This window comes from Paenirhodobacter sp., assembly GCF_047600745.1.
Taxonomy (GTDB): Bacteria; Pseudomonadota; Alphaproteobacteria; order Rhodobacterales; family Rhodobacteraceae; genus Rhodobacter.
The window spans coordinates 268,976-281,731 of record NZ_JASGKI010000004.1 but is presented as its reverse complement, the minus strand read 5'-3'; the positions used below and the strand labels follow the sequence as shown (position 1 = coordinate 281,731).

General features: G+C 65.8%; 15 protein-coding genes and 1 tRNA gene. 10 read left to right on the top strand and 6 right to left on the bottom strand.

Annotation, left to right across the window (positions count from 1 at the left end):
- Position 1: 1 nt before the first annotated feature.
- The 3 genes from QM789_RS10000 to QM789_RS09990 all read right to left on the bottom strand — a co-directional run bounded on the left by QM789_RS10000 (position 2) and on the right by QM789_RS09990 (position 2,341).
- Positions 2-1,105 (bottom strand): lysylphosphatidylglycerol synthase transmembrane domain-containing protein, encoded by a 1,104-nt coding sequence (locus QM789_RS10000; protein ID WP_420351773.1) that lies wholly within the window; start codon positions 1,103-1,105, stop codon positions 2-4.
- 64 nt (positions 1,106-1,169) lie between these two features.
- Complete coding sequence (locus QM789_RS09995) at positions 1,170-1,949, bottom strand: heme-dependent oxidative N-demethylase family protein (protein ID WP_420351772.1); 780 nt, start codon at positions 1,947-1,949, stop codon at positions 1,170-1,172.
- Entirely contained in the window at positions 1,946-2,341 is a 396-nt protein-coding gene (locus QM789_RS09990; protein WP_420351771.1) for a DUF6314 family protein, read from the bottom strand. Before QM789_RS09990 ends, QM789_RS09995 begins: the two co-directional genes overlap by 4 nt.
- 98 nt (positions 2,342-2,439) lie before the next feature.
- Here QM789_RS09990 and purB point away from each other — a divergent pair, with 98 nt between their 5' ends.
- The 7 genes from purB (at position 2,440) to gap (ending at position 7,687) form a co-directional block, all read left to right on the top strand.
- Complete coding sequence (purB, locus tag QM789_RS09985; RefSeq protein WP_420351770.1) at positions 2,440-3,744, top strand: adenylosuccinate lyase; 1,305 nt, start codon at positions 2,440-2,442, stop codon at positions 3,742-3,744.
- A gap of 66 nt (positions 3,745-3,810) precedes the next feature.
- Positions 3,811-3,963 (top strand): hypothetical protein, encoded by a 153-nt coding sequence (locus tag QM789_RS09980; protein WP_420351769.1) that lies wholly within the window; start codon positions 3,811-3,813, stop codon positions 3,961-3,963.
- 60 nt (positions 3,964-4,023) lie between these two features.
- A complete protein-coding gene (locus QM789_RS09975) occupies positions 4,024-5,097 on the top strand; it encodes a flagellar motor switch protein FliG (RefSeq protein ID WP_420351768.1) in 1,074 nt (357 codons plus the stop codon).
- 129 nt (positions 5,098-5,226) lie between these two features.
- Complete coding sequence (locus QM789_RS09970) at positions 5,227-5,787, top strand: hypothetical protein (protein WP_420351767.1); 561 nt, start codon at positions 5,227-5,229, stop codon at positions 5,785-5,787.
- A 379-nt stretch (positions 5,788-6,166) separates the two neighbouring features.
- Complete coding sequence (locus QM789_RS09965) at positions 6,167-6,391, top strand: hypothetical protein (protein WP_420351766.1); 225 nt, start codon at positions 6,167-6,169, stop codon at positions 6,389-6,391.
- A 62-nt stretch (positions 6,392-6,453) separates the two neighbouring features.
- Positions 6,454-6,597 (top strand): hypothetical protein, encoded by a 144-nt coding sequence (locus QM789_RS09960; RefSeq protein ID WP_420351765.1) that lies wholly within the window; start codon positions 6,454-6,456, stop codon positions 6,595-6,597.
- An 88-nt stretch (positions 6,598-6,685) separates the two neighbouring features.
- Complete coding sequence (gap, locus tag QM789_RS09955; protein ID WP_420351764.1) at positions 6,686-7,687, top strand: type I glyceraldehyde-3-phosphate dehydrogenase; 1,002 nt, start codon at positions 6,686-6,688, stop codon at positions 7,685-7,687.
- A gap of 310 nt (positions 7,688-7,997) precedes the next feature.
- Here gap and QM789_RS09950 read toward each other — a convergent pair.
- The 3 genes from QM789_RS09950 to QM789_RS09940 form a co-directional block, all read right to left on the bottom strand.
- Positions 7,998-8,072 (bottom strand) — tRNA-Val (locus QM789_RS09950).
- A 180-nt stretch (positions 8,073-8,252) separates the two neighbouring features.
- A complete protein-coding gene (gene aroB, locus QM789_RS09945; protein ID WP_420351763.1) occupies positions 8,253-9,362 on the bottom strand; it encodes a 3-dehydroquinate synthase in 1,110 nt (369 codons plus the stop codon).
- Entirely contained in the window at positions 9,359-9,907 is a 549-nt protein-coding gene (locus QM789_RS09940) for a shikimate kinase (RefSeq protein WP_420351762.1), read from the bottom strand. Before QM789_RS09940 ends, aroB begins: the two co-directional genes overlap by 4 nt.
- Before the next feature lie 164 nt (positions 9,908-10,071).
- Here QM789_RS09940 and QM789_RS09935 point away from each other — a divergent pair, with 164 nt between their 5' ends.
- The 3 genes from QM789_RS09935 to QM789_RS09925 are packed head-to-tail and all read left to right on the top strand — an operon-like array spanning position 10,072 to position 12,732.
- A complete protein-coding gene (locus tag QM789_RS09935; protein ID WP_420351761.1) occupies positions 10,072-10,233 on the top strand; it encodes a hypothetical protein in 162 nt (53 codons plus the stop codon).
- Complete coding sequence (locus QM789_RS09930) at positions 10,223-11,800, top strand: hypothetical protein (RefSeq protein ID WP_420351760.1); 1,578 nt, start codon at positions 10,223-10,225, stop codon at positions 11,798-11,800. The genes QM789_RS09935 and QM789_RS09930 overlap by 11 nt, the downstream gene beginning before the upstream one ends.
- The gene (locus QM789_RS09925) at positions 11,797-12,732 is read left to right on the top strand and encodes a site-specific tyrosine recombinase XerD (RefSeq protein WP_420351759.1); all 936 of its coding nucleotides are present in this window, start codon (positions 11,797-11,799) and stop codon (positions 12,730-12,732) included. The genes QM789_RS09930 and QM789_RS09925 overlap by 4 nt, the downstream gene beginning before the upstream one ends.
- Positions 12,733-12,756: the final 24 nt, after the last annotated feature.

The following is a 12,756-nucleotide window of genomic DNA, read 5'->3' as shown; positions in this document are numbered from 1 at the left end:
GTCATCCACCGCCCGCGCCCGGACCGAGGGCATCAGCGACACCGCCAGCAGATAGGCGCCCAGCCCGAAGGCCCAGGCACCGGCCAGCCAGGGCACCAGCCCGGACAGCGCGCCGAAGGCCGGACGCATCGGCTCTGAGATTTCGCCGAAGACCCGCACGGCCCAGCCGCCCGCCAGCCGCGCCTCGTTCAGCGATACGACGACGAAGGCGATCATGAAGGGCAGCAGGTAATAGATCATGCGAAACATCAGCAGCGCCGCCGCCACTTCGCCCGCATTGGTGCCCGGCGGCATCGCGGCCATCACGACCGTCTCGAACACGCCGACGCCACCCGGGACGTGGCTCATCACGCCGACCATCGTCGCTGCGGCATAGATCGCAAGGAAGGTGACGAAATCCGGCGTGCCCGCAGGCATCAGGACGTAAAGCGTCAGCGCCGCCATGGTCGAATTCGAACAGCGCGACGACCATCTGTCCGGTCAGGATCTTCGCATTCGGCATCGACAACTCGAACCGGCGCAGTTTCAGCGTCTTGCCCGAAAAGGCCAGCGCATAAAGCAGCCCGAGCGTGCCGCCCCCGCCCAGCAGCGCCAGCAGGCGGATCGTGCCTTCGGAAAGCGGGATCAGCCCGGTGAGCGCGCCGGGGTGCAGCGACAGCGCGAAAACGCCGACAAGGCTCAGCCCCGTACCCATCGCGATCGCGATATAGGAGGCGAGCGCCGCCACCTCGAACGCATTGAGGCCGAAGGCGGAATAGATCCGGTAGCGCACCGCGCCCCCCGACAGGACCGAGACCCCGATCGTATTGCCGAAGGCATAGCCCAGGAAACCACCAAGCGCGACGACCCGCAGCGGCAGCTTTTTCTCCAGGAATATCAGCGCCCAGAAGTCATAACCGATCAGCGCCATATAACCGAGCGCCGTCGCCCCGAAGGCCACCCCCAGCACATGCCACGGCGTCGCGCGCATCTGACGCAGGATGTCGCCCGGATTCACCGGCGCCAGAAGGTGATGCAGCGCGTAAAGGCCAAGCCCGAACAGCCCGAGCCCCACCAGCGCCGGCACGATATGGCGCAGCCTGCCGCCTTTGCCGGACCCGCTCATGCGGTGCGCCTCCCTCATTCCATTCCTGTCCCTGAGTTGCAAAATTCCCCGGCAGAGGCAAGCCTCAGGCCGCCTGCCGGATCGGGAACTCGGCCAGAGCAGCGGCCTGTTCGGGGCTCAGCGCCTCGGGCGCGACGACATAGGTGTGGATCGAAAAGCACACCAGCCGCGTCACCGGCAGCCGCAAGAGTACCTGCCGCTCGACCCGGATGAAGGGCAGATCGCCGCCCGGCGTATGGCCCATGGCCTCGGTGCGGGGGTTGTGCAGCGCGGCGTTGGAATGATGCGCCGTGCCCCGCATCAGGGGCCGCCCGGGCTGCACCCCATCCATCAGCCGCTGCACCCGGGCGCCGATGTCCTCGGTATATTTCGCGACGGGGCGGTGAATGCCCATCATCGCGCGGCCGAATTTCTCGGTGAGCGTCCAGCCCGCCGGAAAGCACAAAACCGCACCGACGAGGACATGCCCCTGCGGCCCCTCGCGCATCAGACACAGGTCTTCCTGCACCAGCCGCCCGAGGGTTTCGAGCGGTCGTGCCCGGTCGGGTGTCACCGAGAGGCCATCGGGGCGGCGGATCGTCGCGCCCTGCGTGAACCCCGCGGGCAGATGAGCCAGCACCAGATCGAACAGCTCCTCCGCCGCAGGGCGCGCGGTTTCGTCGAGCGCAAGGACACGCCCCGGATGCCGCGCGATCAGATCGTCGCGCAGCGCCATCTGCCCGGCATAGGCATCGTCCACCTCCAGCCAATCCGCCATGCCGACCGGCACCACCCCCGGCAGGCGGCGGGTGCGCGGATCGGCCCAGGGGGCAAAGGACAGGCGGGTCTGGCGAATTTGGCTCATGGGGCGCGGCTGTAATCCGAGGTCATCGTATAGTTCTTGCGCGGGCCGCGCACCCGCCATTCCGCACGCCACAGCGGCCATGCGGCGAAATCGTAGCGCACGCGGTAATCGTCCGGGTCGCACCAATGGCTGGCTTCGGGCGCGTCGGGGGCGAAATCGTGGAAGGGGCGGCCATCGGCGAAGGCCACGGCGATGCGCCCGCCCTGCTGTGTCCAGAGATAGCGCCGCGCCGCCGGGAACTGTGCTCCGCCGAGCATCAGCACCCCGCTTTCGGCCCAGACCCCATCCGCCAGCACGGCGCGGCCGGTGAACTGCCCCACCTGCCCCGCAAGCCGGTCGTCGATCTGCCGCCGGATCAGCCATTCGCCTTCGAAATCCGCCAGAGTCCTCATGCCCGCTTCCTATCCCGGATCCGCGCGCGGGAGAAGCCTTGCCCCATGGGCGCGCGCGGTCTAGAAGCCCGGCAACCCCCATAACCGAGAGGCCCGCCATGATCCCGCGCTATTCCCGCAAAGAGATGGTCGACATCTGGGAACCCGCCACGAAATTCAAGATCTGGTATGAGATCGAGGCCCATGCCTGCGATGCTCAGGCAGAGCTCGGCGTGATCCCGAAGGCAAACGCGCAAGCCGTCTGGAAGGCGAAGGACGTGGAGTTCGACGTCGCCCGGATCGACGAGATCGAAGCGGTGACGAAACATGACGTGATCGCCTTCCTGACCCATCTGGCGGAGCATATCGGTTCGGACGAAGCGCGCTTCGTGCATCAGGGGATGACCTCTTCGGATGTGCTCGACACCACGCTGAACGTGCAACTGGTGCGGGCGGCGGACATTCTGCTTGCCGATCTGGACAAGGTTCTGGCGGCGCTGAAGAAGCGCGCCTATGAGCACAAGGACACCGTGCGGATCGGCCGCTCGCACGGCATTCACGCCGAACCCACGACGATGGGCCTGACCTTCGCGCGGTTCTATGCCGAGATGGACCGCAACCGCGCGCGGCTCGCGCGGGCGCGGGAGGAAGTGGCGACGGGCGCGATTTCCGGCGCGGTGGGGACCTTCGCCAATATCGACCCGCGGGTCGAGGAACATGTCTGCGCGATGATGGGGCTGAAGCCCGAACCGATCAGCACGCAGGTGATCCCGCGCGACCGGCACGCGATGTTCTTTGCCACGCTGGGCGTGATTGCCTCGTCGATGGAGAATATCGCCATTGAAATCCGCCACATGCAGCGCACCGAGGTTCTGGAGGCGGAGGAATTCTTCTCCCCCGGCCAGAAGGGTTCCTCGGCGATGCCGCACAAGCGCAACCCGGTGCTGACCGAAAACCTGACCGGGCTGGCGCGGCTGGTGCGGATGGCGGTGGTGCCCGCGATGGAGAATGTGGCGCTGTGGCACGAGCGTGACATTTCGCATTCGTCGGTGGAACGCGGGATCGGCCCGGACACCACGATCACGCTCGATTTCGCGCTGAACCGTCTGGCGGGCGTGATCGAGAAGCTGGTGATCTATCCCGAGAACATGTTGAAGAACATGAACAAGTTCAAGGGTCTGGTGATGAGCCAGCGGGTGCTTCTGGCGCTGACGCAGGCCGGTGTGTCGCGCGAGGATGCCTATCGTCTGGTGCAGCGCAACGCGATGAAGGTTTGGGAACAGGGCGCGGATTTCAAGACCGAACTGCTGAACGATCCGGATGTGACCAAAGCCCTGAGCCCCGCGGAGATCGAGGAAAAATTCGACCTCGGCTATCACACCAAGCATGTCGACACGATCTTCCGGCGGGTCTTTGGCGCGTAACGGAAGCGTGATGCGGAGATCGTGGTGATTCGTGGTCAACTTTCCCTTTCAGGAAAGGAGACGACCATGAAGACCACGATCCTCGCGACACTGGCGCTGGCGTTCCTGCCGGCCCTTGCCTTTGCCGATTGCCCCTATCGCGAAAAGACCGCGATGGCCTGTCCCGCCGGGCAGCACTGGGATGGCAGCACGCATCAATGCGTGTCGACCAACAGTTGACGGAGCGGCGCTAACCCGGCCTTAACGCAACCCTGTCAGCCTGCCCCCAAGGATAAGTCGTTGGAGGTCCAGGTGCAGGTTCTGGCGCATATGAAGACGGATTCGATGGCGGAGCGGGGTGCCCTCCGGCCTATGTTGTCTGCCCGGCAGAAGGCGGCGGTGATCGTCCGCCTTCTCAGCACGGAAGGGGTGAATATCCCGCTGTCCGATCTGAGCGACGAAACGCAGACGCTGCTGACCGGGCAGATGGCGCAGATGCGCGCGATCGACCGGGAGACGCTGAAGGAAGTGGTGGACGAGTTCTGCGAGGAACTGGATCGGCTCGGGCTGACCTTCCCGAAGGGGCTCGACGATGCGCTGAACATGCTGGACGGGCAATTGTCGAACACCGCGAGCAGCCGTCTGCGCCGGATGATCGCCAACAGCGCGGGATCGGATCCGTGGCAGCGGATCTCCGGGCTGCCGGTCGAGGTACTGGCGCAGGTGCTGCTGGACGAAAGCCCGGAGGTCGGGGCGGTGGTGCTGTCGAAACTCTCCGTCGCCAAGGCGGCTGATCTGCTGGGCAAACTGCCCGGCGACAAGGCGCGGCGGATCGCCTATGCGGTTTCGCTGACGGGCAGCGTCGCGCCGCAGACGGTCGCGCGGATCGGCGTGGTGCTGGCGCAGCAGCTCGACTCCCTGCCCGAGAAAGCCTTCGACACCGGCCCGGTGGAGCGGGTCGGCGCGATCCTGAACCATTCTGCCTCGGCTGTGCGCGATTCGGTTCTGGAGGGGCTGGAACAGGAAGATCAGGCCTTTGCGGAGCAGGTGAAGAAGGCGATCTTCACCTTCGTGCTGATCCCGGAGCGGATCGCGGCACGCGACATCCCGAAGGTGTTGCGCGGCGTCGATCAGGCGGTTCTGGTCACTGCCCTCGCCTCGGCCCTGCAACCGGATGCTCCGGACAATGCGGTCGCGGAATTCATCCTCGCCAATATCTCGCAGCGCCTAGCCGCCAGCCTGCGGGAGGAGGTCGAGCAGAAAGAAAAGGTCAAGGAAAAGGACGCCGAGGCGGCAAAGGCGGCCATCGTCGCGGCGATTCGCGATCTGGAGAGCGCTGGAGAAATCAGCTTCATTCTCGGGGAAGACGAGTAGGAGGCGTTCCTTGCAGGTTCCGGAATCCTGGAATTGTATGAGCCGCTCCCGTGCCGCCATGGGTCCAGTTGTGATGTATGGCTGGCACGGGAGGCCTGCGATGATACGCGCCGAAGCCGGAGTGTACTCATGACTGTTCCCATCGGGATCAGCGGAGCTTCGGGCGCTTCGGGCGCTTCGGGCGCTTCGGGCGCTTCGGGCGCTTCGGGCGCTTCGGGCGCTTCGGGCGCTTCGGGCGCTTCGGGCGCTTCGGGCGCTTCGGGCGCTTCGGGCGCTTCGGGCGCTTCGGGCGCTTCGGGCGCTTCGGGCGCTTCGGGCGCTTCGGGCGCTTCGGGCGCTTCGGGCGCTGAAACGGTGCGCAATGTCGTCCGGGTGGTCAAGATCTGCGGTAGCGGCACAATCGAAACCGTTGGGTATCTGTGGAAACACGACACGGCTCACGGTCGCTTCACCGGCCCGGTCAAGATCAAGGGCACGACGATCACCTCCAGCCTCAGGGGCTTGAGCTGCCGCCCGGAAGAGGGGGACTGGGGCCGCTGTGATGTTGGAAGCGAAGCCGCCGGCGAGCTCAATGGATTCGATAGAGTGCGGGCTCTCCTTCGGCGCGGGGTGATGCGGATCATGCTTCTCAACCACCCATGCCGAAACGACCATCGTCCACGAGGCCGACCGCCGCAGATTGCGGCCTGAATTTCCGGTTCTCTTGATCGGCTCCGGTCCGACAAATCGTCAGACACCTCTCCTGCATGCCGCAATCAGCACCGAATCGAGGATCATGGATGCTCTCCATAGCCATACCGACGAGCATCCCAGGCCGGACCACCATCGCAAGAAGTTCAACTGCGGGTGCCGTCACGGCGGTGATAATCCTGACCGGCGCGGTGAGGACGGTCGGAGAGGCGTTACCGGAACGCGAGGTCGACTCGGCGGATCCGCGATTCGGGCTCCGGCACCCAACGCCTCCACGGCGGACCTGGCCTTCATCTCCCCTCTGAACCGGCTCTTCATCTCCACCTTGCACTTGGCCCGAATCTCTACCATCGACCGGACCCTGGCCCCGGAAAGAACCATGACGCAGCCGACGAAATTCTGCGCAAGGGCGCAAGGCTGCGCTGCACGACCGGTCCCGGATATTTCAATCGACTTCAGCCATGTTCGACAATTCACGGGCTTTGCGCTGAAACAGGTGGGCATCACGTGCGGCACGCTGGTGCGGGCTGTTCAGGAAATGAATGGGCCCCATGGCAGATGGCGGATGGCGGATGGCGGATGGCGGATGGCGGATGGCGGATGATGTCGGCACCATGGGGCACCTGTTGCAATGACCTTCGGTAATGGCGAGGCGAACGGAAAATCATGACCAACTCTGTGGCTATCTGGCTCGCCGCGCTGATCCTGCTGCTGCTCGTGGTCGATGGCGCGCTCAACCACTGGGCTGCGACAATTTTTCTGTCAGGAAAGACGCTCGACCTTATTGAGTGGGTGGCGTTCTGGCGCTGATTACGGCAGTGTGCGCGTGACCTTTCACGCGCAATCAATCTGTTAGCGCAAAAGGCATTTAATCGCGGGTGAGCCAGAGGAGGCAGTCATGACGGTCAAGGTGGCAATCAACGGGTTCGGGCGGATCGGGCGCAATGTGCTGCGCGCGATCATTGAGTCGGGTCGGACCGACATCGAGGTGGTGGCGATCAACGACCTGGGCCCGGTCGAAACCAACGCGCATCTGTTGCGCTTCGATTCGGTTCACGGTCGTTTTCCGGCCGAAGTGACCACGGGCGATGACTGGATCGACGTCGGTCGCGGACAGATGAAGGTCACCGCGCTGCGCAATCCGGCGGAACTGCCGTGGTCGGGCGTCGATGTGGTGATGGAATGCACCGGTATCTTCACCTCGAAGGAGAAGTGCCTGGCCCACCTCGAAAACGGCTCGAAGCGCGTTCTGATCTCGGCCCCCGGCGACGGCGCGGACAAGACCATCGTCTTCGGCGTGAACGACAAGACGCTGACGAAGGATGACATCGTTGTCTCGAACGCGTCCTGCACGACGAACTGCCTCAGTCCGGTGGCCAAGGTTCTGAACGATGCGATCGGCATCGAAAAGGGCTTCATGACCACGATCCACAGCTACACCGGCGACCAGCCGACGCTGGACACGATGCACAAGGATCTCTACCGCGCCCGCGCGGCGGCGCTGAGCATGATCCCGACCTCGACCGGCGCGGCGAAAGCGGTGGGCCTGGTCCTGCCGGAACTGAAGGGCAAGCTGGACGGCGTGGCCATCCGTGTGCCGACGCCGAACGTCTCGGTCGTCGATCTGGTCTTCGAAGCGAAGCGCGCGACCTCCGTCGAGGAAGTCAACGCCGCGATCAAGGCCGCTGCGGACGGCCCGCTGAAGGGCGTTCTGGGCTACACGATGTTCAAGAACGTCTCGGTCGACTTCAACCATGACAGCCATTCGTCGATCTTCCACATGGATCAGACCAAGGTCATGGACGGGACGATGGTGCGCATCCTGACGTGGTATGACAACGAGTGGGGCTTCTCCAACCGGATGTCCGACACGGCCGTCGCCATGGGGAAACTGATCTGACATATCTTGCCGCCTGCGGGCCTTGGGTCCGCAGGTGACGAATGACGGTTCAGACGATTCCGTCCTGCGATAACGCGGGGCGGAATTTTTCATTCCCGGTTCTGATGAAGCAGTCTGGCACGCGGAAACGCCACGGGTTCGCCTCGCCGCCCGGGACGATACCACTGAGCGTAGGTGAAGCTGTTCGTGAACTGTCCTGCCTCCGGGCCTTCCGGCTGCATCACCCCCCCCGCAGCCAACGACCGCGGAACCTGTTTTGACGCAATAGAAACGCCCCGGAAGGGGCAGTTTCTATTTTCGCGAAAGGGGATGGTGGGCGATAACGGATTTGAACCGCTGACATCTTCGATGTGAACGAAGCGCTCTACCGCTGAGCTAATCGCCCCCTTGCGCGCCTTCTAGCGTCCCGTTCCGGGGGACGCAAGCGCAGAAATGCACGAAACATATTTTCTCTGAAATCCAGCGCCGGGAGGTGATGCCACGGGCCTGTGCGTGGACAAAACGAAGCCACCCCTCCCGTGAAAACATATGCCGGGGCCTGAAATGGCGGCCCCGGGACGGGTCGTCAGCGCCGCGCGAGAGCGTCCACCAGAACCGATTTCAGGACGTCGCGCGGAACATCCGAGGTCACGAAGGCCTCGCCGATTCCCCGGGCGAGGATGAAGCGCATCTTGCCGTCCAGAACCTTTTTGTCCTGCGCCATCAAGGTGATCAGCCCATCGGCATCGGGCAACTCGCCCGGGATGTCGGACAGGTCCGTCTTCATCCCCATCGCCTTCAGATGCGCACGCACGCGCGACGGCGCCTCCTGCGAACACAAGCCGAGCCGCTGGCTGAGTTCAAAGGCCAGTGCGCAACCGATCGCCACGCCCTCGCCATGCAGCAGCCGGTCACCATAACCCGTCGCCGCCTCCAGCGCGTGACAGAAGGTATGGCCCAGGTTGAGCAGCGCCCGGTCCCCCTCCTCGGTCTCGTCGCGGGCGACGATCTCGGCCTTCATCTCGACCGAACGCTTCACCGCGCGCAGCCGCGCCGCAGTATCCCCGGCGGCCAGCTTCGGCCCCATATCCTCCAGCCATTCAAAGAACAGCGGATCGCCCAGCAGACCGTATTTCACCACCTCGCCATAACCGGCCAGAAAATCGCGCGCGGTCAGCGTGCCCAGCAGGTCGATATCGGCCAGCACCAGCGACGGCTGATGAAAGGCCCCGATCAGGTTCTTCCCCGCCGCGACGTTGATCCCGGTCTTGCCGCCGACGGAACTGTCCACCTGCGCGAGCAGCGTCGTCGGGATCTGCACGAATCGCACGCCCCGGCGCAGCACCGCCGCCGCGAATCCCACCAGATCGCCGATCACCCCGCCACCGAAGGCGATAACGATGTCCTTGCGCTCGACCTTCTGCGCCAGCAGCCATTCGCAGGCGCGCTCGAAATGCGGCCAGCTCTTCGTGCCTTCGCCGGCGGGCAGGGTCAGCGCCTCCATCTGCACATCACCAAGGCCGGCGCGCAGCGCATCGAGATGCAGCGCCCCCACGGTTTCGTCGGTGATCACCGCCACGCGCGGACGGCGCAGCAGCGGCGCGATCTCCGCCCCGGCCCGCGCCAGCAGCCCCGTCCCGATCCGCACGTCATAGGCCCGTTCGCCCAGTTCGACCCGCACCGTTTCCCGCATCATGTCTCTCCGATCACTCCCGGCTGCGCCTTCAGCGTGCCGATCACCTTTTCCGCCATCTGTTCGATCGACAGCGCGGGCTCCGCCTCCACGGCCAGTTGCGCCAGCGCATAGACCGGCGCGCGCTGTTCCAGCAGCCCCGCCAGCGTTGCCTTCGGATTCGCCGTGCGCAGCAGCGGGCGCGTGTTCTTGTGCCGCACCCTGCGCCAGAGCAGGTCCAGATCCGCCTTCAGCCAGACCGAGACGCCATGCCGCGCGATCAGATCCCGGTTCGCCCCCGCCAGGAACGCCCCGCCCCCGGTCGAGATCACCGCCGGGCGGTCCGATAGCAGCCGGGCGATCACCTCGGTCTCGCGCGCACGGAAGAACGGCTCGCCGTCGCGGGCGAAAATCTCGGCGATGGACATCTTGGCGGCGTTGACGATTTCCTCGTCGCTGTCGACGAAGGGCACACCCAGCATCCGCGCCAAAGCAGTGCCGACAGCGGTCTTGCCTGCCCCCATCATGCCCACCAGCACGACCGGCTTCAGCAATGCACCCTGCCCCATTCTTGCGATTCCTCCGCGCGACCACTTGCGCAATCGTGATTTTCCTGTCCCTGAATGGCGTGAACTTCTCGGAAATGCCATATATAATCGTCGGCGCATCCGCGGCATCCGTCCGTCCGGAGCCGAAGGACAACGAAAACAACAACGACAAACGAGAGACTTACATGGGGCGCATTCTTCTGGCGATCGCAATTCTTCTTGTCCTGGGGATTCTGGGCGTGATCGGCTATGCCTATCTGGGCGACATGACGCCTGCCTCGCAGCAGCAGCGGCTGGAGGTCACCCTGCCCGGCATGACGGCGCCCGGAGGAACGGGTGGCAACTAAGCCGATGCGGGGTCTTGGGCGGCTGTTTCTGGTGCCGGGGCTGGTGCTTCCGCTTGGCGCACTGGCCGAGGACCGGCCGATGTCCGCCATCGACTGGCTGTCGCGTTCCGTGGCAAAGCCCCCCGCCGTCGCGCCATCGAACGGATCGGTGTCGCTGCGCGCGCCGGTGCCGGGCGAACCGCCGGTCAGCGGCGTCACCGACGAGCCGGTTGCGGTCAGCCCGCTGGACGCTTCGGCGGGCAATGCCAATGCGATCGGGCTGGTTTCCGCCGCGCGCTCGGGCCTTCCCGCCGATCTGTGGGGCGACACGCCGGAGGCCGACCTTGCCGCGCAGTTGCGCAAGGAGCGGGTGGACACCCTGCCCTCGGTCCAGGCGTTTCTGATGGAACTGCTGCTCGCCGAACTCGACCCGCCCCGGATCCCGGCTCCGGGTGGGCGCAATGTGCTGTTCCTCGCGCGGGTGGACCGGCTTCTGGACATGGGCGCGCTGGATCAGGCGATGGCCCTGCTGGAACAGGCGCCCTCGAACGATGCCGAGATCTTCCGCCGCCGGTTCGACGTGGCGCTTCTGCTCGGGCAGGAGGACAAGGCCTGCGAGATCATGACGGACACGCCTGCGGTGGCGCCTTCGTTCCCGGCGCGGATCTTTTGCCTTGCGCGGCGGGGGGACTGGAACGCCGCCGCGCTGAGCTATCAGACCGGGCGCGCGCTTGGCCAGATCGACGACGAGATGGCCGGGTTGCTGGAGCGGTTCCTGGACCCCGAACTGGCCGAGGAGGAGGCGCCGTTGCCGCCGCCGACCCGGCCGACGCCGCTGGTGTTCCGGATGCTGGATGCGATCGGCGAGCCGATGCCCACGGGCACGCTGCCGGTGGCCTTCGCGCAGGCGGATCTGCAATCTCATTCCGGCTGGAAGGCGCAGATCGAGGCGGCCGAGCGGCTGACCCGGGTGGGGGTGCTGTCGCCGAACCAGTTGTTGGGCCTTTACACGCAGGAAAAGGCGTCGGCCTCGGGCGGGGTCTGGGACCGGGTGACGGTGATTTCCGGGCTCGACCGGGCCCTGACGGCGGGGAAGACCGCGCGGGTGGCGCAGTTGCTCCCCGCCGCCTGGGACGCGATGCAGTCGCAGGAGCTGGAACCCGCGCTGGCCGATATGTTCGCCGAACGGCTGGCGGCGCTGGACCTGCCGGACGAGGCCGGGCGCCTGACCTTCCGGCTCGGGCTGCTGACGCGCGACTATGACGATGTGGCGCGGGCCCGGACGCCCGAGGATCCGGACGAGGCGCTGCTGCGCGGCATCGCGCTTGGCGATACCTCGGGTGCGCAGGCACAGGACCGGCTTGGGCTGATGCTGAAACGGGTGTTCGATGCCTCGCCCTCCGGCCCCGATCTTCCGGCGAACCGGCGGGGCGCGGCGCTGCTGAACGCGATCGACGACATCACCGAGGGCGCGAAGGGTGATTACCGGCGGGTGGAAAGCGGCCTGTCGCTCCTGCGGCGCGGCGGGTTGGAAACGGTGGCGCGGCGGACGGCGATCGAACTGGTGGTGCTGGAGCGCGACGGATGAGCCCGCCCGATGCCCGCTGGATCTCCACCTTTCTGGAGGCCGAGGCCGCCGAGGCCGGGGCTGCACGCAATACGGTGCTGTCCTATGGCCGGGATCTGGCGGATTTCCTGTCCTTCACACAGTCGCGGGGGCTGGCGCTGGCGGATCTGACGCGGGCCGACATTGAAGCCTATCTGATCCGTTGCGAGGCCGAGGGGCTGGCGAAATCCACCCGCGCGCGGCGGCTGTGTTCGATCCGGCAGCTTTACCGTTTCGCCTATGAGGAGGGCTGGCGCGCGGATAATCCGGCGCTGCGGATCGCCGGGCCGGGCAAGGCGCAGCGGCTGCCGAAGACCCTTGCGATCGAGGAGGTCGATGCCCTGCTTGAGGCGGCGGGCACCGTCGGGCGGACCGAGGCCGACCAGATCCGCAACCGCTGCCTGATGGAACTGCTTTACGCCACCGGAATGCGGGTGAGCGAACTGGTTTCCTTGCCCGTCGCGGCGGCGCGGGGTAATCCGCAGATGCTGCTGGTACGCGGCAAGGGCTCGAAGGAACGGATGGTGCCGCTGAGCCCCCCCGCGCGCGAGGCGCTGGCCGCCTGGCTGAAAACCCGGGACGCGGCGGAGGAAGAGGCCCGGCTGAAACGGCGCGCGACGCCCTCGCGCTTCCTGTTTCCCTCGGGGTCGAAGGAAGGCTTCATGCCGCGCCAGACCTTCCACGCGCTGATCAAGGACATCGCCGTTGCCGCGAATGTCAGCCCGGCGCGGGTGACGCCCCACGTCCTGCGCCATGCCTTCGCCACCCACTTGTTGCAGGGCGGCGCCGATCTGCGCGCGATCCAGATGCTGCTGGGCCATGCTGATCTGTCGACGACCGAGATCTACACCCATGTTCTGGAGGAACGCCTGCGCGCGCTGGTGCTTGACCATCACCCGCTGGCGAAGCCTTGAATGACGCGCGCCGCCCGCGCATAG

What these genes read in the sequence shown, in the direction of transcription:
- QM789_RS10000 (WP_420351773.1), bottom strand. Translation starts at nt 1,105, where the DNA reads ATGAGCGGGTCCGGCAAAGGCGGCAGGCTGCGCCATATCGTGCCGGCG.
- QM789_RS09995 (WP_420351772.1), bottom strand. Translation starts at nt 1,949, where the DNA reads ATGAGCCAAATTCGCCAGACCCGCCTGTCCTTTGCCCCCTGGGCCGAT.
- QM789_RS09990 (WP_420351771.1), bottom strand. Translation starts at nt 2,341, where the DNA reads ATGAGGACTCTGGCGGATTTCGAAGGCGAATGGCTGATCCGGCGGCAG.
- purB (WP_420351770.1), top strand. Translation starts at nt 2,440, where the DNA reads ATGATCCCGCGCTATTCCCGCAAAGAGATGGTCGACATCTGGGAACCC.
- QM789_RS09980 (WP_420351769.1), top strand. Translation starts at nt 3,811, where the DNA reads ATGAAGACCACGATCCTCGCGACACTGGCGCTGGCGTTCCTGCCGGCC.
- QM789_RS09970 (WP_420351767.1), top strand. Translation starts at nt 5,227, where the DNA reads ATGACTGTTCCCATCGGGATCAGCGGAGCTTCGGGCGCTTCGGGCGCT.
- QM789_RS09965 (WP_420351766.1), top strand. Translation starts at nt 6,167, where the DNA reads ATGACGCAGCCGACGAAATTCTGCGCAAGGGCGCAAGGCTGCGCTGCA.
- QM789_RS09960 (WP_420351765.1), top strand. Translation starts at nt 6,454, where the DNA reads ATGACCAACTCTGTGGCTATCTGGCTCGCCGCGCTGATCCTGCTGCTG.
- gap (WP_420351764.1), top strand. Translation starts at nt 6,686, where the DNA reads ATGACGGTCAAGGTGGCAATCAACGGGTTCGGGCGGATCGGGCGCAAT.
- aroB (WP_420351763.1), bottom strand. Translation starts at nt 9,362, where the DNA reads ATGATGCGGGAAACGGTGCGGGTCGAACTGGGCGAACGGGCCTATGAC.
- QM789_RS09940 (WP_420351762.1), bottom strand. Translation starts at nt 9,907, where the DNA reads ATGGGGCAGGGTGCATTGCTGAAGCCGGTCGTGCTGGTGGGCATGATG.
- QM789_RS09935 (WP_420351761.1), top strand. Translation starts at nt 10,072, where the DNA reads ATGGGGCGCATTCTTCTGGCGATCGCAATTCTTCTTGTCCTGGGGATT.
- QM789_RS09925 (WP_420351759.1), top strand. Translation starts at nt 11,797, where the DNA reads ATGAGCCCGCCCGATGCCCGCTGGATCTCCACCTTTCTGGAGGCCGAG.